The organism is Gluconobacter sp. OJA (assembly GCF_039638325.1).
In the GTDB taxonomy this organism is placed as follows: domain Bacteria; phylum Pseudomonadota; class Alphaproteobacteria; order Acetobacterales; family Acetobacteraceae; genus Gluconobacter; species Gluconobacter cerinus.
On the sequence record NZ_JBDIWI010000001.1, the window covers coordinates 899824 to 925787 of the forward strand.

The 25964-nt window shown below is 56.9% G+C and carries 21 protein-coding genes; 13 read left to right on the plus strand and 8 right to left on the minus strand.

The window, feature by feature from the left end; genetic code table 11:
- The first annotated feature begins 96 nt into the window (after positions 1-96).
- The 9 genes from secY to ABDK75_RS04250 all read left to right on the plus strand — a co-directional run bounded on the left by secY (position 97) and on the right by ABDK75_RS04250 (position 6912).
- Entirely contained in the window at positions 97-1470 is a 1374-nt protein-coding gene (gene secY / locus ABDK75_RS04210) for a preprotein translocase subunit SecY (RefSeq protein WP_046901190.1), read from the plus strand.
- A complete protein-coding gene (locus ABDK75_RS04215) occupies positions 1467-2048 on the plus strand; it encodes an adenylate kinase (RefSeq protein ID WP_099213179.1) in 582 nt (193 codons plus the stop codon). The genes secY and ABDK75_RS04215 overlap by 4 nt, the downstream gene beginning before the upstream one ends.
- A gap of 217 nt (positions 2049-2265) precedes the next feature.
- Positions 2266-2643, plus strand: coding sequence for a 30S ribosomal protein S13 (gene rpsM / locus ABDK75_RS04220; protein WP_046901192.1), 378 nt, complete (start codon positions 2266-2268; stop codon positions 2641-2643).
- A gap of 58 nt (positions 2644-2701) precedes the next feature.
- On the plus strand, positions 2702-3094 hold the full coding sequence (gene rpsK, locus ABDK75_RS04225) for a 30S ribosomal protein S11 (RefSeq protein ID WP_007282744.1): 393 nt from the start codon (positions 2702-2704) through the stop codon (positions 3092-3094).
- A gap of 130 nt (positions 3095-3224) precedes the next feature.
- Positions 3225-4244 (plus strand): DNA-directed RNA polymerase subunit alpha, encoded by a 1020-nt coding sequence (locus tag ABDK75_RS04230; protein WP_046901193.1) that lies wholly within the window; start codon positions 3225-3227, stop codon positions 4242-4244.
- 28 nt (positions 4245-4272) lie between these two features.
- Entirely contained in the window at positions 4273-4692 is a 420-nt protein-coding gene (gene rplQ / locus ABDK75_RS04235) for a 50S ribosomal protein L17 (RefSeq protein ID WP_046901194.1), read from the plus strand.
- Positions 4693-5026: 334 nt separating this feature from the next.
- Positions 5027-6343, plus strand: coding sequence for an MFS transporter (locus ABDK75_RS04240; protein ID WP_174694847.1), 1317 nt, complete (start codon positions 5027-5029; stop codon positions 6341-6343).
- A 112-nt stretch (positions 6344-6455) separates the two neighbouring features.
- The gene (locus ABDK75_RS04245; protein WP_346005055.1) at positions 6456-6689 is read left to right on the plus strand and encodes a hypothetical protein; all 234 of its coding nucleotides are present in this window, start codon (positions 6456-6458) and stop codon (positions 6687-6689) included.
- A gap of 52 nt (positions 6690-6741) precedes the next feature.
- Positions 6742-6912 (plus strand): DUF1328 domain-containing protein, encoded by a 171-nt coding sequence (locus tag ABDK75_RS04250; protein WP_007282750.1) that lies wholly within the window; start codon positions 6742-6744, stop codon positions 6910-6912.
- Between the two features lie 70 nt (positions 6913-6982).
- Here the strand turns inward: ABDK75_RS04250 and ABDK75_RS04255 are convergent, their stop codons facing one another.
- From ABDK75_RS04255 to ABDK75_RS04270, 4 genes are read right to left on the minus strand one after another with little or no spacing between them, the layout of a single operon-like run.
- A complete protein-coding gene (locus ABDK75_RS04255; protein WP_339407188.1) occupies positions 6983-8518 on the minus strand; it encodes an efflux transporter outer membrane subunit in 1536 nt (511 codons plus the stop codon).
- The gene (locus tag ABDK75_RS04260; RefSeq protein ID WP_086632956.1) at positions 8518-11796 is read right to left on the minus strand and encodes an efflux RND transporter permease subunit; all 3279 of its coding nucleotides are present in this window, start codon (positions 11794-11796) and stop codon (positions 8518-8520) included. Before ABDK75_RS04260 ends, ABDK75_RS04255 begins: the two co-directional genes overlap by 1 nt.
- Complete coding sequence (locus ABDK75_RS04265) at positions 11793-14978, minus strand: efflux RND transporter permease subunit (RefSeq protein WP_064275032.1); 3186 nt, start codon at positions 14976-14978, stop codon at positions 11793-11795. Before ABDK75_RS04265 ends, ABDK75_RS04260 begins: the two co-directional genes overlap by 4 nt.
- A gap of 24 nt (positions 14979-15002) precedes the next feature.
- Positions 15003-16346: an efflux RND transporter periplasmic adaptor subunit gene (locus ABDK75_RS04270; protein ID WP_346005056.1), complete on the minus strand. Its 1344-nt coding sequence runs from the start codon at positions 16344-16346 to the stop codon at positions 15003-15005.
- A gap of 290 nt (positions 16347-16636) precedes the next feature.
- On the opposite strand from ABDK75_RS04270, the gene ABDK75_RS04275 reads away from it, so the two are divergent.
- The 4 genes from ABDK75_RS04275 (at position 16637) to ABDK75_RS04290 (ending at position 19466) form a co-directional block, all read left to right on the plus strand.
- Positions 16637-16927: a CsbD family protein gene (locus ABDK75_RS04275; RefSeq protein WP_046901199.1), complete on the plus strand. Its 291-nt coding sequence runs from the start codon at positions 16637-16639 to the stop codon at positions 16925-16927.
- Between the two features lie 62 nt (positions 16928-16989).
- Positions 16990-17613 (plus strand): DUF4339 domain-containing protein, encoded by a 624-nt coding sequence (locus tag ABDK75_RS04280; RefSeq protein WP_346005057.1) that lies wholly within the window; start codon positions 16990-16992, stop codon positions 17611-17613.
- Between the two features lie 147 nt (positions 17614-17760).
- A complete protein-coding gene (locus ABDK75_RS04285; RefSeq protein ID WP_211503292.1) occupies positions 17761-18384 on the plus strand; it encodes a ribonuclease HII in 624 nt (207 codons plus the stop codon).
- A complete protein-coding gene (locus tag ABDK75_RS04290) occupies positions 18381-19466 on the plus strand; it encodes a DNA methyltransferase (protein ID WP_046901202.1) in 1086 nt (361 codons plus the stop codon). Before ABDK75_RS04285 ends, ABDK75_RS04290 begins: the two co-directional genes overlap by 4 nt.
- An 89-nt stretch (positions 19467-19555) precedes the next feature.
- On the opposite strand, the gene ABDK75_RS04295 is transcribed toward ABDK75_RS04290, so the two are convergent.
- From ABDK75_RS04295 to ABDK75_RS04310, 4 genes are all read right to left on the minus strand, one after another.
- Positions 19556-20167: an ankyrin repeat domain-containing protein gene (locus tag ABDK75_RS04295; RefSeq protein ID WP_099213186.1), complete on the minus strand. Its 612-nt coding sequence runs from the start codon at positions 20165-20167 to the stop codon at positions 19556-19558.
- A gap of 77 nt (positions 20168-20244) precedes the next feature.
- Positions 20245-22293, minus strand: coding sequence for a VWA domain-containing protein (locus ABDK75_RS04300; RefSeq protein ID WP_346005058.1), 2049 nt, complete (start codon positions 22291-22293; stop codon positions 20245-20247).
- Entirely contained in the window at positions 22290-25040 is a 2751-nt protein-coding gene (locus tag ABDK75_RS04305) for a DUF4159 domain-containing protein (RefSeq protein ID WP_346005059.1), read from the minus strand. The genes ABDK75_RS04300 and ABDK75_RS04305 overlap by 4 nt, the downstream gene beginning before the upstream one ends.
- The gene (locus tag ABDK75_RS04310) at positions 25037-25963 is read right to left on the minus strand and encodes a DUF58 domain-containing protein (RefSeq protein WP_346005060.1); all 927 of its coding nucleotides are present in this window, start codon (positions 25961-25963) and stop codon (positions 25037-25039) included. Before ABDK75_RS04310 ends, ABDK75_RS04305 begins: the two co-directional genes overlap by 4 nt.
- Position 25964 lies beyond the last annotated feature (1 nt).

Sequence of the window (25964 nt, forward strand, 5' to 3'; positions counted from 1 at the left end):
GTTCTCCTCTCCCAGATTTATCTGGGGTATGGTTAGATAGTGAACAGCGTCCCGTGCAGATGTGCGGCGACGCTGTTTTCATGAAAGGACAGGTGGATGGCTTCCGCAGCAGAGCAGCTCGCCGCCAATCTCAATATGAGTTCCTTTGCCAAGGCGACTGAACTCAAGAAGCGTATCTGGTTTACGCTTTTGGCCCTTATCGTTTATCGCCTCGGAACATACATTCCTGTTCCTGGTGTTGATGCGACAGTCATGGGTCAGCTGCTGGCACAGCATCAGGGTGGCATTCTGGGCATGTTCGACATGTTCACGGGTGGTGCTCTCGGACGCATGACTGTGTTCGCCCTGAACATCATGCCGTACATCAGTGCATCAATTATCATTCAGCTTCTTTCAACTGCTCTTCCGTCTATGGAAGCAATGAAGAAAGAGGGTGAGGCGGGGCGCAAAAAGCTTAACCAGTATACCCGCTACCTCACTGTTTTCATCGCACTTTTCCAAGCATACGGCATCGCTGTTGGGCTGGAGAACATGACGTCTCATGGCGCGAGCGCTGTGGTGATGCCGGGTGTCTTCTTCCTTGCGTCGTGTGTCGTGACGCTGGTCGGTGGCACGATGTTCCTGATGTGGCTTGGCGAGCAGATCACATCACGGGGTGTCGGTAACGGTATTTCGCTGATTATTTTTGCGGGTATTGTCGCCAATCTTCCCCATGCGCTGGCTAGTTTGTTTGAACTGGGTCGCACCGGAGCTTTGTCGCCAATCTTCGTGATGATCTTTCTGGTTATGGCGATTGCCGTCATTGCCTTTATCGTCTTCATGGAGCAGGCGCAGCGTCGCGTTGTGATCCAGTATCCGAAGCGTCAGATTGGCAATCGCATGTTTGGTGGTGACTCCACCCACATGCCGCTGAAGGTCAATACGGCAGGTGTAATTCCTCCCATTTTTGCCTCTTCCGTGTTGTTGATTCCTGTGACGATTTCAGGGTTCATGAATGGGCATAATATGCCGGGTTGGCTTTCCGTTCTCGGGCAGCAGCTTGGTCAGGGACAGCCTCTTTACATGCTGTTCTATGCCGCAATGATCCTGTTTTTCTCATATTTCTACGCGGCTGTGACATTCAATCCTGAAGAAACGGCCGAGAACCTGCGGAAGCAGGGGGGCTTTATTCCGGGTATCCGTCCCGGGGCAAGCACGGCGTCGTATTTTGATCGTATCCTGTCGAGACTGACCACAATCGGTGCTCTGTATCTGGTTGTTGTTTGTCTTCTGCCGCAGATTTTGATCAGCAAGTACAACGTGCCATTTTATTTTGGCGGTACGAGCCTCATCATTATCGTTTCCGTAACGATCGATACCGTGACGCAGGTTCAGTCCCATCTTGTCGCACATCAGTATCAAGGGCTGATCCGCAAGCAGCGTAGCCGTGGTTCCAGGAATGGCGTTTCGGGAGGAAACAAGCGTCGATGAATATTATTCTTCTAGGCCCTCCTGGGGCAGGTAAGGGGACGCAGGCGAAGCGTCTTGAGCAGCTGTATGGCCTTAAGCAAATCTCCACTGGAGATATGCTGCGCGCTGAAGTTGCTGCTGGCACGCCTATCGGACAGGAGGCTAAGGCCATTATGGAAAGGGGAGAATTCCTTCCTGATCCTATCATGGTAAAGATGATCCAGGGACGTATAGCGCAGCCCGACTGCGCTCAGGGGTTTATTCTGGACGGCTTCCCAAGGACGGAAAGCCAGGCGGAAGCACTTGATGCCATGTTGGGCACCGACGGGTTGAAGATTGACGCCGTCATTCTTCTGGACGTTGCCGAAGATCAGCTTGTCGAGCGTATTGCCAGCCGTACTGCGGAAGACGGTACACGCCGGCCAGATGACAATCCTGAGGTGGTGAGATCTCGTCTTGATATCTATCGCCGTCAGACTGCACCAATCCTTCCTTATTATGAGAAGGCTGGTCGTTTGAAGCATGTTGATGGAATGCTGGGCGTTGACGAAGTGGGTGCAGAGATTGATGCACTCATCGGAAAGACCGCAAAAAATTGAAGAAATGAGAATGATCACGCAGAAGTGATCATTCTCATTTGACTCAAGGGGGGTGCCCGGTATATTGCGCGCCCTCGACATATCTGTGGCGTGAAGGTGGCCCTGGGTTCCGGAATCGGACTGGGAGCTGACATGCCTGCGATGCAAACGATCCGGTTTCGACCGGACATGAAACAGGCTGACGCGGTCAATTGATCGCGTCGATGGGAGAATTGGCGTGGCACGTATTGCCGGCGTAAACATTCCGACCAACAAGCGGGTGGTCATCAGCCTGCGCTATGTCTACGGCATTGGCCCGTCGACCGCGCAGGCAATCTGCAGCAAGCTCGGTATCCCCGATGCGAAGCGCGTCAACGAACTGTCTGATGACGAGATCGTAAAGATCCGTGAACTGATTGACGGTGAGCACCGCGTTGAAGGCGACCTGCGTCGCGAAACCGCTATGAACATCAAGCGTCTGATGGATCTGGGCTGCTACCGCGGTCTGCGTCATCGTCGCGGCCTTCCGGTCCGCGGTCAGCGTACGCACACGAACGCACGTACCCGTAAGGGTAAGGCAGTGGCGATTGCTGGCAAGAAGAAGGTCACGCGCTAATTCGCGCCTGACTGCTTCACTCTGACGCTTCTCGCTAACTTTTAGGACGACCTCTATTATGGCTAAGGCCGCAGCACCGCGCATTCGCAAGAAAGAGCGCAAGAATATCATCTCTGGCGTTGCTCACGTGCTTTCCACGTTCAACAACACCATGATCACGATCTCCGATGCGCAGGGTAATGCAATTGCATGGTCCTCCTCGGGCGCACAGGGCTTCAAGGGCTCGCGTAAGTCCACACCGTACGCTGCGCAGGTTGCTGCAGAAGACGCAGGCCGCAAGGCTCGCGAGCACGGCATGGAAACGCTTGAGATCGAAGTGTCCGGCCCGGGTTCGGGGCGTGAAAGCGCTCTTCGCGCGCTGCAGGCTGTTGGCTTCACGATTACGTCCATCCGTGACATGACGCCGGTGCCCCATAACGGCTGCCGTCCGCGCAAGCGTCGTCGCGTTTGAGTGATGCCATGCCGCGCGTTCGTGAGAATGCGCGGCATGTGTAGTGATTGCATCTCCCTCCGCACGATTTGTGCGGGCCAGGTGCCGCCAATTTTTGTTGGCGGGCTTCGTTGTTTGAAAGGCCACGACCTTGGTTCTCCAGAAAAACTGGCAGTCCCTCATCAAGCCGGAGAAGCTTGAAGTCGAGCCCGGCCCGGTTGCCTCGCGCATCGCCACAGTCGTGGCGGAGCCGCTGGAGCGCGGTTTCGGTATGACGCTCGGTAATGCGCTGCGTCGTATTCTTCTGTCCTCACTACAGGGCGCTGCAGTAACAGCCATTCAGATTGATGGCGTTCTGCATGAGTTCTCGGCTGTTCCAGGTGTGCGCGAAGACGTTACGGACATCGTCCTGAACGTTAAGCAACTCGCTCTGCGTATGCACAGTGAGGGACCGAAGCGCATGATTCTCACGGCGACTGGTCCGGGAGAAGTGACGGCAGGACAGATTCAGGCTGGGCATGATATTGAAATCATGAACCCTGATCTCGTGATCTGCACTCTTGATGATGGTGTGAAGCTCGGAATGGAGTTCACCGTCAACATGGGCAAGGGTTACGTTGCTGCTGTTGCAAACCGTCCGGAAGATGCTCCGATTGGTATGATTCCGATCGATGCAATCTACTCGCCGGTTCGTCGCGTGTCTTACAAGGTCGAGCAGACCCGCGTTGGTCAGGTTACTGACTACGACAAGCTGCTGCTGACGGTTGAGACGAACGGTGCTGTGACGCCGGAAGACAGTCTGGCTCTTGCTGCGCGTATTCTTCAGGATCAGCTTCAGCTGTTCATCAACTTTGATGAGCCGCGTCCGGTCCAGCATGAAGAGCCGCAGGATGACCTGCCGTTCAACCGCAATCTTCTTCGCAAGGTTGACGAGCTCGAGCTTTCGGTGCGTAGCGCCAACTGCCTCAAGAACGACAACATTGTTTACATTGGCGATCTGGTGCAGAAGTCTGAACAGGAAATGCTCCGTACGCCAAACTTCGGGCGTAAATCGCTCAACGAGATCAAGGAAGTTCTCACCGGTATGGGGCTGTCGCTCGGCATGAGCGTCCCGGCCTGGCCGCCCGAGAACATCGAGGATCTGGCCAAGCGTCTCGACGAGACGTTTTGAGAACTTCTTAGGGTAAGGAAAACTAGCAATGCGTCATGGTGTGAGCGGGCGTAAGCTCAATGTCACCTCTTCTCACCGCGCTGCCATGTTCCGCAACATGGCCGTCGCACTCATCAAGCACGAGCAGATCACGACGACTCTGCCGAAGGCGAAAGAACTTCGCCCGGTTGTTGAGAAACTGATCACTCTCGGTAAGCGCGGTGACCTGCACGCTCGTCGTCAGGCATTCGCTCAGCTGCGTGATGACACGGTTGTCAGCAAGCTCTTCAGCACGGTTGCAGAGCGCTACAAGGCTCGTGCCGGTGGCTACTCCCGCGTTCTGAAGGCTGGCGTACGCTACGGCGACAATGCCGACATGGCAGTCATCGAACTCGTAGAGCGCGATGTTGATGCCAAGGGCCAGGACAGCGGTCCGAAGCCAGTTGCAGAAGAGCAGGAAGCCGCCTGAGGCTTCTCGTTTTGAGACGAAAAAAAGGCCGGTGCAGCAATGCACTGGCCTTTTTTTTATTCTGCGGTTCACATTGCTGTGCAGAGTGTGTAGTTTTGCCACATCTCTTGCAGGACGATTCCCGTCTGGTTTCTTAACCGGCTGTTTTTCTCCCGCCCGTCAGGGCGGGGAGGGTGTCTCTTTTCCTGAAGGTCGGCAATCTGTTGACCTCGCTGTCCTGCATAATTTTGAGAAACGGGTCCGAGCACTCTCGTAGGGCCCGCAACGACGCCTCCCATATCTGTTTCGGCAATGAGGTCGAAGCAGGTTCGTGACGCGCCTATGCCTGGAGAGCATGAAAATGTCCGAAACAGCCGCACCTAAACGCGGACTAGCGGAAATTCTTGGCATCCCACGCGCCCTTTTCTGGGCTTTTGTTGGTCAGCTTTTATTCATGGTGGGAGACGGTGTCGAAGCCGGATATCTCGACACCTACATGCTGCACCACGGCCACTCCCAAGGGTTCGTCAACGAACTCTTCACTCTTTACGGCATCACGGTCATGATTGCCGCCTGGTTTTCCGGGCCTCTGTCTGATCTGATGGGCCCCAAGAAAGTCATGTGGATCGGCCTGATCCTGTGGGCTCTTCTGGAAGTCTGCTTCCTGACGTTCGGGCTGGGTCCGAATAGCGGGCCTATGATCCTTCTCTTTTATGCGCTGCGTGGATTTGCCTATCCGCTGTTCGCATACGGTTTCCTCGTGTGGATTGCTGCCGCCACCCCGGCTGCCATGCTTGGATCGGCTGCTGGATGGTTCTGGTTCTCTTTCTCTGCGGGTCTGCCGACACTTGGCTCCCAGTTTGCACGCTACACGATCCCGTATCTTGGTGAACTCAAGACGTTCTGGTGCTCACTGGGTCTCGTGATTATCGGTGGCCTCGTCGCATTGCTGTTCACGCACGAGCCTACAGGCAAGAAGCGCCTTCTGCCTGATCACGTGCCCACCAAAGATATTTTCTTTGGCTCACTCAGCATCATGTGGCGTGAACCCAAAACGACGATTGCTGGCATTGTCCGTATTATCGATACGTCTTCGGAATACGCTTTCCTTGCCATCATGCCAGCGTTCTTTGTGGACCAGCTACACTTTAGCCTCGAACAATGGCTCAACCTGCTGTCGCTGATCTTCCTCAGCAACATCCTGTTTAACCTTGTCTCCGGCATGATTGCTGACACTTTGGGACATCGTTTCGTGGTGTCGGTCTTCGGTGGTATCGGCGGCTTCATTGCCATTCCGCTGTTTTACTATGTGCCTATCTGGTACCCGGGGAATTTCTGGGCGGTTGCCGCAGCGGGCATTTTCTATGGTGCAACGGTCGCTGCCTTCGTGCCGCTTTCAGGCCTGATGCCGCAGATTTGCCCACGTGAAAAAGCTGCAGCTCTGTCCATTCTGGGCCTCGGCGCAGGTGCCTCGACATGGGTTGGTCCGGCAATCGTCTCGTTCTGTGGAGCAGTTTTCGGTCCGGGCATGAGCTATGTGATCTGGACATTTGCTGTGATCTACCTTGCTTCCGCAGGTATGACGCTTGCTCTCAAGATTTCTCCTGAGGCTCGTCGTTACACAGAAGAAGCCACGGCCCGAGGCGAAGTGAGCACGACTGTCGGTCACTAAGAGCGATCTGTCACATCTTCGTTGTTAAGCTGTAAAAGAGCAGGGGTGGTTCGTTATCGAACTGCCCCTGTTTTTATATGTCGTGGATGAAATGGTTTTGGAGTTGAAAACTATGGATGCGGATCTGGCGTCATATCTGGATGAGAGCGTGCCGTCCTTGCAGGATGGAGCTGGGCGGGTTGTCGATTGCGCCCGTGCAAAGAAAAATATTTGCTCGTTCTTAAAGGAAAGTCGGGCAGTTGTGGCTGATCTGATGGTGGATCAGCCGTTGTTCTTGCTGTTTTCCGCATTTCTCAGCGGTCTGTTGTTCGCACGTACTCTTTTTTCAGGAAAGAAACCTTCCTGAGGCGCATGACGTTACGACATGACCACGACCTATAATTCAAGGATCATGTCCCATGCTGCACTATGCTATCGTTTTCTTTATTATTTCCATCATTGCTGGCGTGTTCGGCTTCTCGGGCATTTCTGCCGCTACCGCAGGTATCGCCAAGCTGTTTTTCATTATCTTCCTGGTGCTGGCCGTTCTGGCGATCCTGGCCGGTGTTGCAGGACTGCACGCTCTCTAAGAGCCGCATCCTCTGCCTGAAGAGGCCATAAAAAAGGGCGGGATCTTGAAGATCCCGCCCTTTTTGTTTTTCAGCGTCCGTTCTTGTCTTTTTGGATAAATGACGGCAGCAACGGATTGTCTGTCTGGAGAGAGGCTTTTGTCGGCAGGTCTTTGGAGTTCCAGCCGCCACCAAGGTCTGTCAGCAGAGCAACTTCCGCATTGAATTGCTGCTGACGGATGCTCAGCTGGCTCTCTTCATATTGAAGGGCAGTCTGCTGGGCCGTGATGACGGTCGTATAAATCTGGGTGCCGGCGAGATATTCGTTCATGGATACTCGTACGGCGGCTTCGGCACTCGCAACGGCCTGGTTCTGAAGTCCTAGCTGCTGATCGAGATAGTGCAGGTTGGACATCTGGTCTTCCGTGTCCTGCATGGCGGCCAGAACGGTCTGTCGATATGTGGCGACCGCATTATCGTAGTCTGCCTCGGCTTCGCGGACAGCCGCTGTTCGGGCGCCGCCCTGGAAGATCGTTTCCGTGGCAGCAGCACCCAGGCCCCAGGTGCGCGTGGCTGTCTGGATCAGCTGCTGGAGCGGGTTGCCGCTGTATCCATAAGACGCAGAAAGCGTGATTTCCGGGAAAAAGGCGCCAATCGCATATCCAATCTCTGCGTTATAGGCTTCCATGTTCCGTTCAGCCTGAGCGACGTCTGGCCGACGTTCAAGGATCATGGACGGAACCGCTACAGGCGCTGCTGGAATCTCCTTGGGCAGAAGGGCCGCAGCGATAGTGACATCTGCCGGTGCACGACCGGTCAGCACTGCAATGGCATGCTCATACTGCGCGCGAGCGATATGAGCATTGGCAAGGCTGGCTTCGGTGGATTGCAGCAGATATCGAGCCTGAAGAACGCTTGTGGGATCTGCAACACCGGCCTCAAGCTGGTTCTCAAGGATTTTGAGATTATCGCGGTATAGACCCACGTTGCGCGTGTAGAGATCGATCAGGCTGTCCTGATAGCGCATGCTGAAATAGTCCTGCGCCAGTGTCAGCTGGTAGGACAAGCGCATACTGGCAACCAGTGCGGCGTCGCCCTGCGTCGCGGCGACCTGTTGCTGCACCTGCCGACGTATCTTTCCCCAGACATCAACCGTCCAGCTGGCAGATGGGCCAGTTGCCCAGGTGTTGCTCGTGTAGGACTGCGACGAGGTGTATGTGAAACCACCACTCGTGCTTGAAGCACTGCTTCCCTGTGAATTCCTGTTGAAGCTGAAATTCCCGCTCAGTGTCGGGTACAGGCTTGCCTTGATGGAATCGATTGTCGCAGCGGCTTTGCGATACTGCGCTTCGTATTCCTTCAGGCTCTGATTGGACGTTGCGATCCGTTCTTCCAGATCATCGAGAAGCGGATCATTAAAGATAGTCCACCAGTCGCCTTTGGGCATCTGCACCAGATCCGGGCGTGCCTTGTTCCAGCCGGCTGGGGGAGGCACTTCCTTGAAATGCGGAGAAATGACTGCCGAAGGACGATGGTAATTCGGTCCGACCATGCACCCACTCAGGAAAGGCAGGGCTGCGGCTCCCAGCAGAAGAGTACGCAGGGAAGGCATACGAAGGACGGTCATCAGATTTCCGTTTCCCGGGGCGAGATGTGAAGCAGAATGGCAAAGTGATGTCGGGCGCGGCCGAGCATTTTTCCGAAACGATCAAGGTATAAAAACACGACGGGCGTGCTGTAGAGCGTAAGAAGCTGGCTCACCATCAGGCCACCCAGAATGGCAATGCCAAGCGGGCGGCGGAGTTCGCAGCCATATCCATTCCCGAAGACGAGAGGCACGGCACCAAAGGCTGCGGCCAGAGACGTCATGAGGATCGGGCGGAACCGCAGAACACTCGCCTGTTGGATAGCCTCAAAAGCTGTCGCGCCCTCACGTTGCGCCACGAGTGCAAAATCGATCAGCATGATGGCGTTCTTTTTGACGATGCCAATCAGAAGAATGACACCAATCATCGCCATGAGTGAGAACTCCTGCCCAAACAGCTGAAGCGCGAGAAGGGCGCCGACGCCAGCGGAAGGGAGCGTGGACAGGATCGTCAGGGGATGAATGAGGCTCTCATAGAGCATGCCCAGAACAATGTAGACCGCAGCAAGAGCCGCAAGGATCAGCAGGGGCTCATCACTGACAGACTTCTGGAAGGCCGCGGCGTTGCCAGCAAACCCACCGTGAATGGTTGGTGGAACATGCAGTTTGACCATAGCGGCTTCAACGGCCTGCACGGCAGGCCCGAGGGACGCTCCTGGCGCAAGGTTGAAAGACACGGTCGTTGCAACTGAAAGCCCATCATGATTGACCGTCAAGGCCGTGTTTGTTGCGCGCTGGTATCCAAGCACCGATAGCGGCACCATGTTGGAAACGCTTGTTGCGACGGCGGCACCACTGGAAGCAGATTTTCCACCAGCCAGAGCATTGGCCACAGAGTTAATGTAGGACTGCTCGCTTTGCGAGAGCGTACTGGTTGTGGTGTCGGCTCGAACACGCAGGTTGTTCGAAGATGTTCCGCCTGCGGCTGTTCCGCCAGAGGCACTCACCCACATCTGTTTCAGCGTTTCTGGGCTTTCCCAGTATCGCGGAGCGACTTCCATCACCACATGATACTGGTTCAGATTTCCGTAAATAACAGAAGCTGATCGCTGTCCGAACGCATCGTAAAGTGTGTTGGCAATGAGCTGGGGCGTGATGGAATACCGGGAAGACATATCGCGGTTGATCGCAATGGCAATGGCCTGACCGCCTTCTTCCACGTTGGATGAAACATCCATCAGCAGAGGAATTTTTGAAAGCGCCGAGACAATCTTCGGCGTCCATTCATAGAGATCTTCGGCCGACGGGCCTTCCAGCGAATACTGATAGGCCGCGTCACCTGAGCGCGCACCTATACGGACGGCGCCGGGGGCCATCAGACGGAGCTGCGCACCTGGAACATTCGAAAAGGCCCGGTTGATGCGTTGCACCGTTGCAGCCAGATCGTCCTTACGTTCCTCTTTAGACTTCAGAGCAACGAAAAGATTGGCAGAGTTGGCCGAACGCCCGCCGGCGCCGCCCATAACGCCTGCGACATCCCTGTCTGCGGCGACAACCTTCATGGCGTGAGCCGTGATGTCTTTCAGAGACTGGAAAGACACGGACTGGTCGGCGACCAGACGCCCCATCAACTGACCGGTGTCTTCAGAGGGAAAGAAGCCCTTGGGCATTTTCACAAAGAGAACACCAGCCAAAATCAGGGTGGCTGGCAGAGACATGACGATCAGGAACGGATGCCGGAGGCTCCATCCTAGCGATTGCTCGTAGCCTTTCGCGACGCGGTCGATCATGCGTTCGAGCAGGGAGCCAATTCTGCCCCAGAAACCCTGTGAGGCGGCTGGCGCAGAGGTAAGGATCAGTGCGCTGAGCATCGGGGTGAGGGAGAGGGACAGAACCATGGAAATGGTCAGGGTAATGACCATTACCATCGCGAATTCGTGGAATAGCCGACCAGCAATGCCCCCCATGAACATGATGGGAGCGAAAACCACAATCAGGGACACGGTGATGGATAGAACCGTGAAGGCAACTTCGCTGGCCCCAAGAATGGCGGCTTCCATCCGCTCATGACCCATTTCCATGTAGCGGGTGATGTTCTCAAGAACGACGATGGCATCGTCCACAACGAAACCTGTGGAGATTGTCAGGGCCATCAGAGACATATTGTCGAGCTGATAACCCAGCAGCGACATCACCCCAAACGTTCCGATGATCGAAATGGGGACGACAATTGCTGGAATGAGAATGGCGGACAGGCTGCGCAGGAACAGCAGCACAACGACGACGACCAGCACCACGGCTATGATGAGGGTCTGTTTCGTATCGTTCAGGGACGCGCGGATTGTCTTGGATCGGTCAATCAGGACGTTGATATGGGTGTTGCCCGGCATTGCCGACTGGAGAATGGGAAGGCGTTTGCGAATACCATCAACCGTCTTGATGACGTTGGCGCCGCCCTGTGTGAACACCGTACAGATGATGGCGCGCTGACCATTGAGGAAGCCTGTCTGGCGTAGATCTTCAACGCTGTCATTGACTTCCGCAACGTCTGTCAGGCGGACGGGTTGGCTGTCACGATAGGCGACGACCAGCCCACGATAATCAACGGCTTTGCTGGCCTGATCGTTCGTGGACAGCATGAGACGCGTGCCGTGGGAGTCAATGAAACCCTTCGGCGTGTGAGCGTTGGCTGATGCAAGTGCCGCGCGAACATCTTCGAAACCAATGCCATAGCGGAACAGGCGGAGGGGATTTAGTTCTACGCGAACCGCAGGGAGGGAACTGCCGCGGATTTCGACTTCGCCTACGCCCTCAACCTGACTGAGCTGCTGAATCAGAACGTTGCTGGCAAACTCATAAAGCTCCTGTGGCGTCCGGGTGCTGGACGTCAGCGTCAGTGCAACAACCGGGGGGCCGTTGGAGTTGGCTTTGTCGTAAGTCGGGTTTGTCCGCAGAGTAGAGGGAAGATCCTGGCGTGCGCCCTGAAGTGCAGCCTCGACGTCTCGTGCGGCACCATTGATGTCGCGGGAGAGGTCAAACTGAAGAGTAATGCGCGTCTGATTGACTGTTGATTCAGACGTCATCTCCGTAACGCCCGAAATCGCGCCCAGATGCCGCTCCAGCGGTGCAGCGACTGTGCTGGCGATCTCGGACGGAGAACCGCCAGGCTGGTTCGCCATTACCATGATGACCGGGAAGTCCACGTTCGGCAGATCGGCGACGGGCAGGCTGAAATAGCCCAGGATGCCGCCGATCAGGAGCGCGACGGCCAGAAGGATCGTTCCAACTGGCCGCATGACGAAAAGGCGGATCAGCTTCACGGGTTGCTGTGCGTGCTTGGAGTTTGCGCCCGGCCTGCGTGATAGCGCTGCATGAGCGTCCTTGTCTTACGACCGATGCCGTCCATGAACAGATAGATGACCGGAGTGGTGAACAGGGTCAGCATCTGTGACAGCATCAGGCCACACACAATCGCCACGCCGAGGGGGCGGCGCAGTTCAGAGCCGACGCCATGGCTCAGCATGAGAGGCAGGGCACCGAACAGGGCGGCGAGTGTCGTCATGAGAATTGGACGGAAACGCAGGAGAGCTGCCTGGCGAATGGCTTCGAGCGGTGTGTGCCCTTCCAGTCGCTCGGCCTCGAGTGCGAAGTCGATCATCATGATGGCATTCTTTTTCACAATGCCGATCAGCAGCACGATGCCAATGATCCCCATGATGTCGAGGTCCATACCGAACAGGTACAGGCCAATCAGCGCGCCGATAGCAGCGGATGGCAGCGTGGACAGGATGGTGATGGGGTGGATGAAGCTCTCATAGAGAATACCCAGCACGATATAGACCGCGATGACCGCAGCCATAACAAGCCAGACTTCGTTCGTCAGAGACGAGCGGAAAGCTGCGGCTGTGCCCTGGAAAGCAGTTTCAAATGCGGGAGGAAGGCCAAGCTGCTTCTCAACCCGTTCAATGGCACTGGTTGCCGCACCGAGCGAATACCCTTTCGAGACGTTGAAAGAGATCGTCGTGGCTGGGAACTGGCCGTAATGACTGATGAGGAGGGGGGCAAGGCTATGACTGATTGTCGTAACCTGTTTCAGCGGGACCAACCCGGACGTCGGCTGACGTGTCGGGCCGGAGGTGCTGCTGCCTGCTTCGGATGAAATCCCCGGCAGGTACAACTGGTTGAGGGATGTCAGGTCGTTTTGAAGGTCTGGAAGCGCTTCCAGAATGACGCGGTACTGGTTGGCCTGCGTGTAGATCGTTGAGATCTGACGCTGGCCATAACTGTCATACAGAAGGTTATCGACCGTCTGAGGTGTGATGGAATAACGCGCACCCGTTGCACGGTCGAGCGAGAGCTGGGCAACCAGACCTTCAGCCTGCAGATCGGACGTGACATCCGACAGGGAAGGCTCCTGTTTCAGCGCGTCGACAATTTTTGGAACCCAGGTTTTGAAGGTGTCGTAATCCGGGTTCTCAAGCATGAACTGGTATTGTGTGGCCGAAATCGAGGAATCCAGAGACAGATCCTGAATCGGCTGAACAAACAGCTGCGTTCCGATGACATTCTGGCCGACCTGGCCCAGACGCTGAAGGATGGTCGACAGGTCGGAGGTGCGCTCGTCCCGCGCCTTGAGATTGATCAGGAAACGACCGACGTTCAGCGTCATGTTCTGACCGTCAATTCCCACAAAGGAGGAGATGCTGGCTACATCCGGATCCTTGAGGATCTCGGCGCCCAAAGCGGCCTGACGTTCTTTCATCCCGTTGAAGGAAATCGCCTGCGACATGACGGAAATGCCCTGCACAACGCCAGTATCCTGCGTTGGGAAGAAGCCTTTGGGGATTGTGTAGGCCAATGCGCCCGTCAGGATAATTGTTCCGAGCGTGACCAGAAGCGTCAGGCCACGGAACCGCAGAACCACGTCCAGCCAGCGGCCATACAAGGCAATCATGCCATTGATGCCACGCTCGGTGCCGTCGGAGAGGCGGCCCCAGATTCCACGGCTCTTGGACGGAGCGTGCGTATCCGTCAGCATCCGCGCGCACATCATTGGAACCAGGGTGATGGACACAATGGCCGAGATGACGATCGTGATGGAGAGCGTCATGGCGAATTCGTGGAACAGGCGTCCCACGACATCCTTCATGAACAGCAGTGGGATGAGCACTGCGATCAGCGAAACTGTTAGCGAGATGATGGTAAAGCCGATTTCGCCGGCACCCTTCAGGGCAGCGGTGTAACGGTCTTCGCCAGCTTCCACGTAGCGGGCAATGTTCTCGATCACCACGATGGCGTCATCCACCACAAAGCCTGTGGCAATGGTGAGGGACATCAGCGACAGGTTATCGAGCGAGAACCCAAGCAGGTACATCGCCGCCATGGTGCCCACCAGCGAAAGCGGTACCGACAGGCTGGGAATGATCGTGGCAGGAACATTGCGCAGGAAGACGAAGATGACGCCGACAACGAGCAGCATGGACAGACCCAGCTCGTATTCGACATCGTCAACAGAGGCACGGATGGTTGTTGTCCGGTCTGTCAGTGGTGTGATCTCGATGCCAGGGGGCAGGTCCTGCTTGAGCTGGGGCAGGATGCGCAGAACGTTGTCCACCACGCCAATCACGTTGGCGCCGGGCTGACGCTGAACATTCAGGATCAGGGCAGGGGTCTTGTTCGACCATGCCGCCAGCTGAGTGTTCTCTGCGCCTTCGACGACCGTAGCCACATCGCGAACGCGGATCGGGCCGCTGTTCTGATAGGCAATGATTTGGTCCATCAACTGATCGACGGACTTGATCTGCCCATCAATGCGCAGGGACGTAGAGCGCTTGGGGCCGTCAAATGTGCCCGTTGGGGAGTTGACATTCACCGTTGTGATGATGGTCCGCAGGGTGTCGATCGCGATACCGTATGATGTCAGCTTCGGGATGTTGACCTGAATGCGGTACGCCTTGCGATTACCGCCAGACAGCGTGACGAGGCCCACGCCGGAGATCTGACTGATCTTCTGCTCAAGACGCGTGTTGACGTAATCTTCCACTTCCGGAAGCGGCAGGGTTTTCGACGTGATACCCAGTGTCAGGACCGGAGTATCCGCCGGATTGACCTTCGCATAAATCGGAGGTGCTGGCAGATCCGTTGGCAGCAACGATGTCGCGTTGTTGATGGCGGCCTGAACTTCCTGCTCGGCCACGTCCATGGACATGTCGAGGCCAAAGCGCAGAGTGATGACCGACGCACCGCCAGAAGACTGAGACGTCATCTGGTCAAGGCCCGGCATCTGGCCAAGCTGCGTTTCAAGCGGAGCCGTAATGGACGTGCTCATCACGTCCGGTCCGGCGCCCGGGTAATAGGTCGAGACCGTAATGGTTGGATATTCAACCTGTGGCAGTGCTGAGACTGCCAGGAAGTGGTAGCCGAGCAGTCCGCTCAGCAGGATGGCGAACATCAGGAGGCTGGTGGCAACCGGACGCTCGATGAACAGGCGGGACGGATTCACGGTCTTGCTGTTCCCTGTGAGCGGTCAGTGATTGCCGGTGACATCGGCTGCGGACGGATCATTGCCACGCTTGGCGGCATCAGTGCTTTGCTGACCATTGCTATGGCGATGATGGGTCTCCGCCGTTTTGGCTTCAGCAGCAGCATTCTGTGTCGTGGGCGCGGAAGTGTCAGGGATCGAGATTTTCTGACCCGGGCGCAGATGGCTCACGCCATCAGTCACGACACGATCACCAGCTTTCACACCGGACAGGATGACGGCGTTGCTGTCGTCCGTCTCGCCAACCTTGACCGGAAGATCCTTCACCGTCATGTCCGGCTGCACAACATAAAGGAACTGACCGTCCGGGCCTGTCTGAAGCGCATTCCCCGGCACGATAAGAACGTTGTGCAGTGTGTTCACGAGCAGGCGGGCATTCACGAATTCATTCGGGAACAGCCGTTCGTCTTCATTGGCGAAAATGCCACGCATACGAACCGTGCCGGTGGACGTGTCGATTTGGCTATCCAGCGCCTTCACGGTGCCGGTGGCAATTTTCTGGGTGTTATCGCTGTTCCAGGCTTCGACCGGGAGTTCCTGAACTTCACGCAGACGGTCAGCAACCGGGCCAATCTGGTTTTGCGGCACAGTAAAGATAACGGAGATTGGCTCCATCTGCGTCAGGATTGTCAGGCCGCCGGACTGGCCAGCGGAGACATAGTTGCCCTTATCGAGCACACGGATACCGACGCGGCCATCAACCGGGGCAATGATGTGACAGTACATCACGTTCAGTTCGGCATTATGGACGTTGGCTTCGTCGAACTTCACAGTGCCTTCAAGTTGCTCGACCGTGAACTCCTGATCCCGGGCTGTCATCGCTGATGTTGAATTCTGACGGATCAGCTTCTGGTAACGGGCATTGTCCACACGGGCTTTTTCAAGCTGGGCGCGGTCGGCTGCAAGCGTTCCTTTGTACTGGGCAAGAATTGCTTCGTATGGACGTGGATCAATCAGTTCCAGTTCATCGCCCTTTTTAACGTGCTGGCCTTCCTGATAATAAACATCAAGAATATGGCCATCCACGCGGGGTGTAATCGTTACGTTCGTTACAGGAACGACGGTGCCGATCAGTTGCAGGATCACAGGCATGTCGCCTGTATGCACCGTGGCAACAGCAACAGGCTGCGTATCACCCGCTGCGCCGTTTTTGCGCGATTTTCCGGAATGAGATCCATGCGTCCGCAGGACTGCAAAAAGGATCAGCAGAATCACCAGAACAATTGTGCCCCATAGCAGCCAGCGACGGCGGGGGCGTCGGGCTGGTGTGGGGGACTGGGCGTTGATGCTCTGGTGGCGGTCGCTGGGTCCGGCCGTCTGCTCGTCCATAGTGGTCCTGTCTTTCCCGTACAGCTTTTTGGCATGGATGCGCCTGAGAAACGGCATCCTTCCGTCAGTTGTTCTCTTATAGTGCAGCGAATGCAATGCTGCCATGACGGGACCTTAAATCCTGTTCAGGTTCAGCAACGAATTTGAAACATGGAAGGCTAAGAGATTGCTTTTCAAGGCAATCTCTCTCTTGCTTCATTTCACGCTCGCACCATATCCTTATGGAAACCCGATGGTCCGTGGGCCGTTTAAGGCAGGAACGGATCACATCCGGATAAGGAGATACAGACATGGCTGATACGACAGGTACAAAGGCCGAGGGCCTTCTTGATGAAGTCAAGGGCAAGGTCAAGGACGGCGTTGGTGGTCTGACGGGTGACACGGCCACGCAGGCTGAAGGCAAGTTCGATCAGCTTTCGGGTATGGCTCAGCAGGAATTCGCCGATCTTTATGACGAAGGCGAAACGAAGCTCGAAGCTGCTACGGCGTTCGTTCAGGACCGTCCGCTTATCTCGATCGTCATTGCCACCGTCGTTGGCATGATTGTTGGCGGCCTGCTGTTCGGTCGCAAGAGCAGCTGATTTCACACACGCATTACTTCGTGTGCTAGAAGCCTCCCGGAGTAATCCGGGAGGCTTTTTCTATGGAATGGTTTTACGAGAATAACGGGCAGCAGACAGGGCCCGTATCCCGTGAAGAAATTCTGCGTCTGATCATGCAGCAGCGGATTCGTCCGGAGACGCTGGTCTGGACGTCAACCTTTGGAGATTCCTGGCGCCCGGCGGCGTCCGCCGGGCTGGTATCGCCATTGACCGGACTTGTGCGTCCTTCCGCAGAAATTTCAGAGCACTGGGCCTGGGCGCTGCTTGTTGGTCCATGGATCATGGGACGTGTAACGCTTTACATCATGGACTGGCGACATGTGGCAGAAGCCGACCGCATGAACACGATGTCCGTGGTTAGTCTTCTGGTGCTGGGTCTGTTCTTTACGGCGTTTTTCATGGATCGGAACTCGATCCGGGAAACAGGCGCGACACCGCCGGGGTTCTGGTGGTGGCTTTTCCTCCCCGGATATTTCTGGCGCCGCCGTCAGATCACTGGACGAGGCCGATCGCTTCTTGTCGTGAGCCTTGTGCTGCTCGTGTTCAACATCGGTGACACCCTCAGCCGTTGGCCGGAAATACAGCAGCAGGTGAAGCACGGTCACCACGTGACCAGCGCTCCTCAGGACCCCGCGGAAGGCGACGGCGAGCAGGAAAACCTCTGAAAGGCACGAGAAAGAGTCTTTCGAGGCACACTTGACAACTTATTCTGAAAAATAACCCATTTTTGGGCTTCCCTTTCGAGTCGCCATGATTCAAAACCGATTCGGTAGTCAGTTGATTGACCGGATTGGTCGGGGAGAAGTTCAGGAATGCCAGATTACGCCCTTGAAGCGGCCCATGGCGGGCTGGTCGTCGGGATCGACGAAGTCGGGCGTGGTCCTCTGGCTGGACCTGTAGTCGCAGCAGCCGTTGCGTTCACCTCTCCCCCTGATGAAACGCTTTCGCGTCTTCTTGATGATTCCAAGAAACTGACAGCGAAGCGTCGTATGGTCGCCTATGACCTGCTGATGCAGGCGCCGAACATCCTGATTGGGGTGGGCGCAGCATCCGTCACGGAAATTGAACAGATCAACATTGCGCAGGCTTGCCACCTGGCCATGAGACGGGCGTTGGACCGGTTGGATCGTATGCCGGATCTCGCGCTGGTTGATGGCAAGCACGCGCCCAAGCTGCCCTGTCCCATTCAGATGGTGATTGGTGGAGATGGCATCAGCCTCTCCATCGCCGCAGCCTCTATTATCGCAAAAATTACACGAGACCGCCTGATGGCCCGTCTTGCCGTTCGGCATGATGCCTATGGATGGGAGCGCAATGCCGGATATGGCACCGCTGTTCATATGAGCGGCCTGAAAACACAGGGTGTCACGCCCCATCACAGGCGCGGATTTGCGCCTATTCGAAACATGATTGAAGCAGAGGCACACGCAGCATGACCGGCGAACTCCCAGTGGACCAGATCCTGCGTGGTGAATGCGTGGAGACGATGAAGACCCTGCCGGATGGCAGCGTGGACTGCATCTTTGCCGATCCGCCATATAATCTTCAGCTTCGTGGCGAACTGCGGCGCCCGGATGAAACTGTCGTTGATGGCGTCGATGATGCCTGGGACAAATTCGACGATTACTCGGCGTACGACAAATTCACGCGTGAGTGGCTGTCAGAAGCACATCGTATTCTGGACAAGGACGGCACGATCTGGGTGATCGGCTCTTATCATAATGTGTTTCGTCTTGGTGCTATTCTTCAGGATCTTGGGTTCTGGATCCTGAACGACATTATCTGGCGCAAATCCAACCCGATGCCGAATTTTCGTGGACGCCGGTTTACGAATGCTCATGAAACGATGATCTGGGCGGCCAAGAGCCCGCAGAGCCGTTATCGTTTCAATTATCAGGCCATGAAAGCGCTGAACGACGACCTTCAGATGCGATCAGACTGGTACTTGCCGTTGTGCACGGGGAACGAGCGCCTCAAGAACGAGCACGGTTTGAAGCTGCATCCAACGCAGAAGCCGGAAAGCCTTCTGCATCGTGTGCTTGTGGCGTCCACGAATGTTGAGGATGTCGTGCTTGACCCATTCTGTGGCAGTGGCACGACACCTGCGGTGGCCAAGCGACTGGGGCGTCACTACGTCGGAATTGAGCGTCACCCGGATTATGTGAAGGCTGCGCGTGAGCGGGTTGCCCGCGAGGAACGTCTGACGTCCGAGCATGTTGCTGTCACGCCCGCCAAACGCGACATTCCACGGATTCCGTTCGGGAGTTTCGTGGAAACGGGTGTCTTGCCTGCGGGAACGGCACTGTATGATCGTCAGAAGCGTCTGAAGGCAACGGTTACGCCAGATGGCACGCTGGTATCGGGCAATCAGCGTGGCTCCATTCACAAGTTGGGCGCAATGCTGACCAATGCGCCTTCCTGCAATGGATGGACGTTCTGGTTCTTTGAGCGGGACGGAGAAATGGTGCCGATTGATATTCTACGTCAGGAAAGCGTTGCCCTGCGTAACGTCGGCTAAGCACTCTTCCGCTCTGAAAAACAGATTATAAAAAAGGCCGGAAGGAGAACTCTCCTTCCGGCCTTTTCTGTTTCTAAAACGTTAGAAAATCAGCGTCCTGCAAATCCAAGGAAGCCGGATGCCGGATCAGCGGTACCGCCCTTTTCATCGAAATGAGGAGAAGGCGCCGCACGCGTTGCTGTCGAGGCTTTGCCGCCGATTGTCAGGTGACCGCTGCCACCTTTCATCTGCACGCCGCTATCCTTAACGCTCGTTTCCAGACGTCCATCCGGATTGTAGGTCCGCATGGAAAGCAGCAGGAACATGATGTCCTTGCGGTTCAGGTCAATCGCCATATCCAGCGGGGTCTGATCGAGAATGTTGTGGCCATTCATGTCAGCACCGCGATTTAAGGCTTCCTTGGACGCATTCAGCGAACCGCGATTAATGGCATCGAAGAGAGCTGTCGTCGGGTTCGTGTCCACACGCGCATGACCTGCGTCGTCGTCTGCGGCTTCTGCACCTGGCAGGGCTGAAGGAGGGGCTGCACGTTTGGCAGCCTTGCGGGCTTCTGCCTTTTTGGCAGATTCTTCCGCATCCTGTTCAGCTTCCGCGTCATCGGCATCCTGCGCATGGGCAGAGTGCCAGGGCACGAAGATTGTCGGTGTGGCTGCCAAAGCGGCAATCAGCAGAAGGCGGGGCAGGGTGAGGGGCAGTCGCATAGGGTCAATATACTGCGATCTGAAGTCCTGTGCGAGTCTCCAGAATCGTCGTCCGCAACTTGTCACATGCTGCAATATCAACGTCCTTCCCGCCACCAGCCCACGCCAAGGAATATCAGAGCCAGAACGAGCGCCAGCCATGCCGGAACAAGGTCCTGTGTACGCGTCTCTCCTGCGACCGCAGCCTGACTCACAGGCAGGCCGATCCACCCGGAGCCGGAGAGATCCTGACCAGCTGTGACCTGGCGCAGGTGAGGAATACCGATTCCTGCCCAGTTCTGGCTTCCGCCCGATGCCTGGGCCGTGGCGCCCATAACTGTTGCGGTTGCGCGGAGGTCCTGCCGTTCAAGAATATCCTGTGCGGCAGGGCTGGCGAAGGCCACGAGGCCATCTTGCCGGATGGTCCAGATCCCGCTGCCTGTTACAGGCACGGTGCCATGCCAGAGGCCTTTCCCGCCTGTCATGGGGAGGGGCTGGGTGTGTCCGTCCGGAAAGGTGACCATGGCTTGCGGTGTTATTGTTGTCTGACCCAATGCGTGACGGTCCACCACAAGCTGACCATTTTCAATGCGGGCACTCAGTCGGTTTTCTTCGAGATCCGGCTCCTTCATGAGCCAGTGCGAAAGACGGCGCAGCAACTCAGCCTGCGGACCGCCGCCACCCTCATTGCGGGACCAGAGCCAGAGCTGATCAGACAGGAGCATCGCCACGCGGCCCTGATCCACTCGGTCAAGTAGAAGGAGAGGTGAGCCACTGGGGCCGCTCATTAGATTCTGGCCGTGGGACTGATCCACCTTCGCTGAGCGGTACCAGGGGCCCCAGTCAGCGCTGTTTCCCAGTCCCGCAGTGACAGGATGAGCTTTGCCAAGGTCTGTAAGGGCCGGACGAAAAGCCTGCGTTACGAGACCATCGGTTGGGACATGTGCTGGAAAAACCTGAGCCAGTGTCGTGTCCTGCAAGGAGCCATCCTGCACGAATTCCGGCCCCGCCGTGACAAGCAGACCACCCCCACGGCGAACATAATCCGCGATGTTCGTCAGATACTCTTCCGGCAGGATGTTGCTGTTACGAAATCCATCCAGAATGATGAGATCAAAGCTGCGGATTTTTTCCTGAAACAGTTCCCTGATCGGGAAAGGTATCAGCGCCAGATCCGAAAGCGGGGTGCCATCATCTGTGCTCGGGGAGCGGAGAATGGTGAAGTGGACCAGATCGACCGACGGGTCCGCTTTCAGCAGACGGCGCCAAACACGCTCACTCTGGTTCGGGACGCCAGAAACCAGCAGAACGCGCAGCCGGTCCCGAACACCGCGAATGCGAATGACGTCGTTGTTGTTCAGAGTAGAGGCCTCGCCCGGGAGGGCTGAGACGGAGAGGCCAACCAGTGTTTCACCGGGATGCTGGACAGGGACGGTAATATCCTGCGGCTGGCCTGTTTGGATTGTGCGAGTTGTTGCAGGAGCGTCTCCCGCACGGACGGTCAGGGTTGTTGTCGCGGGGGCAGGCGTTCCCAGATCGTCGACTTGAAGGCGAATGGTCGCGTTCTGGCCGACAATGGCATACGGCGGAGTGCTCAAAATTCGCAGACGACGGTCCGTTTCTTCTCCCCTTGCCGCCAGAACCAGATGAAGCGGTAGTCTCTGTCCGTTCGGGCCCTGAAAGCGAGTTGGAAGCCGTGATGGGACGTCATGATCCATGCCATCCGTGACAACGATGGCTCCGGCAAAACGACCTTGCGGAAGATCCGCGTGATCCATCGCGTCAAACAGGCACGTTCCGTGGCCGGAGCCTCCCGGCACATCAATGCGATGAAGTGTCAGGCCCGGCAGGTGCGTTGCGTCCTGCGTGATCTGATTGGCTGTCTGATCTGCGAGAGATGCACGTTGCCCTACCTGCATGGACGGAGAATGATCCACGATCAGGAGGGCATCCTGTGGAACAGGTCGAAGAACCGGGTGCAGGGAGCGCGGTCCAGCCATCCAGCCCAGAAGCATCAGAACGGCTAACGCACGCCAGACCATCCCGCGTGCACCACGCACCAGACCGTAAAGGGCGCCTAGAATAATGAGTGCGCCCACAGTAGCCAGAAGCCAAAGTGGAAGCATGGGGGCAAGGTCGAACGTCATGGTGCGTCCTCCTCGTCTTCGTCTGTGCCGACGGAGGGGCTTTGCGTGTCAGGATTGTCCTGCCCCAGACGATGGAGCATTTCCGGGTAATGGGCCTGATCGCTCTTGTAGTTTCCGGTCAGGGCGTAGAGCACCATGTTGACACCAAAACGATAGGCTTGTGTGCGCTGATCATCGCCACCGGGGAGAACGGCGTAAGGGTGGTTGCCGGACGCATCGACAGCCCATGCGTGGGCCCAGTCTCCGTTGCCGATGATGACGGGGCTGACATCATCGTTCGCTTCATCTCCGTTACGAGCCACATAAACGGGCTGACCATTGACGCGCCCCGGGAAGCCGCTGTGGAGTAGATAGAACGTGTGCCCCAGAACGTGCTTGTCCGTGAGTTTGGCAAGAGGAGGAATGGTCAGTCCGTCCGTGACGCGCTTCAGAGCGGCTCTCACGGCACCTCCTGATCCTGCATCCATATCCGTGCCGGCGCCCTGCTGATCAATGAGCAAAATCCCGCCGTGATCCATGAAGGCGTTCAGGGCTTTGGTGCGAGCGGCATCCGGTTGTGCATCTGCTGTAATGGGCCAGTAGATGAGCGGATAAAACGCCAGATCATCTTTCCCGGGAACAACACCGTCAGGGTGCCCAAGAAGGGCAGAGCTTCGGGCACTTGTATAGTCAGACAACCCCTGAAGTCCCTCCCGGGAGGCTGTATCCACATCGTCATTGCCCGTGACGACGTAAGCCAGCCGGGTCTCCAATGCGGCCTGCGGCACCGTTGTTGGGAGTGCTGAGGGGACTGGTTGCTGAGCCTGGGCCTGTTGGAACGAAAGTACCACAAGTGCACCACACAGAGGGCCAAGTAGGCCACGCCGTCGCAGGGACAATGCAAAATCAACAAGGAGGACCAGCAGCCCGGTGGCCAGAAGCCATGGGCCAAGCGGCCGGTCTGGTGACGCGCCTTCGGGCGTAAGCTGCGTTCCCATGAGCGCCTCTTCCCGAAGAGGGGGGGCGTGGTCTGACAGGTTCAGTGGGCGTGTTCCGTGGGCGGGACCATAGAGCCCTGCTGGGTGTGTGACGCTGACTTCTGTGGTGGCAAGAGCATTAGCTTTGACGGATCTGGCTGCTGCGGAAGGCATCGTGAGGCCGCCGGTACTGTCCAGCGTGCGCCAAGGGGCGAGATCGTTGGGGCTCGTGCCAGTCACGCCTGCGGAGCGCTCGATCAGACGCTCCAGCATCTGTGGAAACAGGCCGGAAATGGGAAGATTGGACCAGTCAGGAGAGGCTGTGATGTGGAACAGGACAATTTCTCCATTGCCTTCCGACCGTGCCGTGACCAGCGGCGTCCCGTCTGCCAAGGCGGCCCAGACGTGATCCTGCAAACCCGTTTCCGGCTTCGCAAGAACCTGTCGTGAGACTGTCACGTCTGGCGGAATGGCGAGGTCAGCAAAAGGCGACGTGGCAGGGAAAGTTTCCAGAGCCTGAGGCTTGCCCCAGGACATCGGCCCCCCAAGCTGGCGCATACCGCTCATCAGGGGAACGGGCAGCAGAGCATCCGGTGCGTCGTCGGTCGCGTTATCCTGTTGCGAAGACTGAGCGGCTGCAAGGCCCGGCCCAGCAAAGCGGATAAGCATTCCACCATGGCGGACCCACTCCAGAACGCGGTTGCGGGTCTGGTCGCCAGACAGGGATCCATCGGTGGCCACCAAAACGGAAAGTGACGAACCGAGCAGAGCGCTCGCGTCACCGGTTCGGCGTTCCGAGAGTGTATCGAGCGCATGGTTAAGGAAGAATGCTGAACCAATGAGCGGTGTGTTGTCGCCGGGCGTCTGAAGGAGACCAACAGGGCGACGATGCCCGACGTCTCCTCTCAGTACTGTTGTCGCTGGGCCTGCCAGGCCTTCTACAGCGAAATGATCCAGCTGATTGCGAAGCAGCGCAGGTAGCGGAAGTATTTTGTCTTCGCCAACCTGAACCGGATACGCTGCCAAGGTCCCGCCATTCCCCGCAACGGCACGAACCGTAACTGTCCGGCTGGGGCAGGAAAACCCTTCGACCTTCGCATGAAGAGTGCCGTTTGCCTCCTGATTGGCACTCAGGCGTAGAACATCGCAGGGGTTCCAGCGCATATCCTGCACGGCTTCTGCTTTGCTCAGGGCGTTTTGCAGAGCTTCGTCATGAGGGGCGGCGACCCCGTCAGACAGCAGAGTAATATGTTGGTCCGACAGATCCATATGGCCAAGCTCGTCAGCCAGCCCTGCGCGATCAACCGGCCAGGGCTGAGGGCGCATGTGCTCAAGACGTTCCGAAAGAGCGTGGCTGTCTCTCGTGACGAAAGGCTCCGGCATCGCCCCATCGGGGGAGCGGGCTGCACGAACAAGTGTTACCGGGTTTCCGCTGCGGAGAGCTGATTGTCCAAGGGAAAGAGCCGCTGCAACGCGTTCATTCCAGTGCGGGATTGCGGCCCATCCGTCATCCATAACAATGAGGACAGGACCGTTAGTCTTCCCAGAACTGTGTGGAATGAGGACGGGACGGGAAAGGCCGAAAATAACCAGTGCAACTGCGGCAATCCGCAAAATCAGGAGCCACAGAGGCGAACGGGCTGCATCCTCTCGCTGCGCCGTCAAGCGGCGGAGCAGCAGCAGCGATGGAAAGGACTTTTCCTGCGGGGCCGGAGGTCTCGCGCGGACAAGCCACCACAGCGCTGGAAGTGCCAGCAGACCAAGCAGAAGAAGAGGCGAGAGAAAAATCATCGTCCGCTTCCCATGGCGAGGTGAAGTGCCAGCAGCGCAGGGAGCGGGTCCTGCGATGTTTCATGCACAATGCAGTCGGCATGCAAATTTGCTGCACTTGCTTTCAACGCATCCAGATGCGCTGAGACCGCGTGTTCATAAGCTGAATTGAGACTTTCCACGGCGGGAAGGGTCAGAACACCGCCCTCCAGACCGGAAAAGCGGATTCGTCCTGTCTGGTTAAGGGAACGCTCGCCGGGATCCAGAATGCAGAGCAGATGGACGCGGACAGGCCGACTGGCACAATGCTTGAGAACGGCTTCGATCCGGTCTTCTTCCCAAAGAAAGTCACTGATGAGAACCAGATTTGTCTGAGGTGACAGCGCATTCAGGGGAGGAAGTTCTGGTTCACCCGTCGAAGAGTGAAGGAGAGCTTCGCCAAGTCGGCTGAGCACCTGAGCTCCACCAAAAACGCGTCCGGCTTCTGGCCCTGTCAGAAGGCCTGCCCGTTCACCACCGCGGAGAGCCGCACCGGCTAGTGCCAGTGTACAGAGCTGAGCACGCTCCCGTTTGGTGGGGAGCTGGTTGGAAGACCGCCAGTCCATGGATGCGGAGGGATCGCACCACACGAGCAGAGACTGGGCGTTTTCCCGCTCCCGTTCCCGCACCCAGAACGTGTTTTCGATGGGAGAGCGCGCGGACTGCCGCCAGTCAATGGCCGTTGCCGGTTCCCGAGAGTGATAGGGGCGGAACTGCCAGAAATCTTCTCCACTCCCGGAACGTCTGCGGCCATGTGTGCCGGCCTGAAGGCTGGCTGCAATCTTTTCGGCCTGAAGCAGCAGAGCCGGCAGGGCGAGCCGCTCGGCTGGTGCCGTGAGAGAGGCGGGAGAGTGCCTGTTCTGGGAAGAGAACAGGCCTCGGAGCGTTTCAATCGGACTTTTCACA

Bases quoted from the DNA above. Each gene is read 5' to 3' on its own strand.
- ABDK75_RS04300 (WP_346005058.1), bottom strand. From the start codon at position 22,293: ATGACGTTCGACCTTGCCCCCATGCTTCCACTTTGGCTTCTGGCTACT.
- ABDK75_RS04295 (WP_099213186.1), bottom strand. From the start codon at position 20,167: ATGCGACTGCCCCTCACCCTGCCCCGCCTTCTGCTGATTGCCGCTTTG.
- rplQ (WP_046901194.1), top strand. From the start codon at position 4,273: ATGCGTCATGGTGTGAGCGGGCGTAAGCTCAATGTCACCTCTTCTCAC.
- ABDK75_RS04270 (WP_346005056.1), bottom strand. From the start codon at position 16,346: ATGGACGAGCAGACGGCCGGACCCAGCGACCGCCACCAGAGCATCAAC.
- ABDK75_RS04275 (WP_046901199.1), top strand. From the start codon at position 16,637: ATGGCTGATACGACAGGTACAAAGGCCGAGGGCCTTCTTGATGAAGTC.
- rpsK (WP_007282744.1), top strand. From the start codon at position 2,702: ATGGCTAAGGCCGCAGCACCGCGCATTCGCAAGAAAGAGCGCAAGAAT.
- ABDK75_RS04280 (WP_346005057.1), top strand. From the start codon at position 16,990: ATGGAATGGTTTTACGAGAATAACGGGCAGCAGACAGGGCCCGTATCC.
- ABDK75_RS04250 (WP_007282750.1), top strand. From the start codon at position 6,742: ATGCTGCACTATGCTATCGTTTTCTTTATTATTTCCATCATTGCTGGC.
- ABDK75_RS04245 (WP_346005055.1), top strand. From the start codon at position 6,456: ATGGATGCGGATCTGGCGTCATATCTGGATGAGAGCGTGCCGTCCTTG.
- ABDK75_RS04255 (WP_339407188.1), bottom strand. From the start codon at position 8,518: ATGACCGTCCTTCGTATGCCTTCCCTGCGTACTCTTCTGCTGGGAGCC.
- ABDK75_RS04285 (WP_211503292.1), top strand. From the start codon at position 17,761: ATGCCAGATTACGCCCTTGAAGCGGCCCATGGCGGGCTGGTCGTCGGG.
- secY (WP_046901190.1), top strand. From the start codon at position 97: ATGGCTTCCGCAGCAGAGCAGCTCGCCGCCAATCTCAATATGAGTTCC.
- ABDK75_RS04305 (WP_346005059.1), bottom strand. From the start codon at position 25,040: ATGATTTTTCTCTCGCCTCTTCTTCTGCTTGGTCTGCTGGCACTTCCA.
- ABDK75_RS04240 (WP_174694847.1), top strand. From the start codon at position 5,027: ATGAAAATGTCCGAAACAGCCGCACCTAAACGCGGACTAGCGGAAATT.
- ABDK75_RS04290 (WP_046901202.1), top strand. From the start codon at position 18,381: ATGACCGGCGAACTCCCAGTGGACCAGATCCTGCGTGGTGAATGCGTG.
- ABDK75_RS04215 (WP_099213179.1), top strand. From the start codon at position 1,467: ATGAATATTATTCTTCTAGGCCCTCCTGGGGCAGGTAAGGGGACGCAG.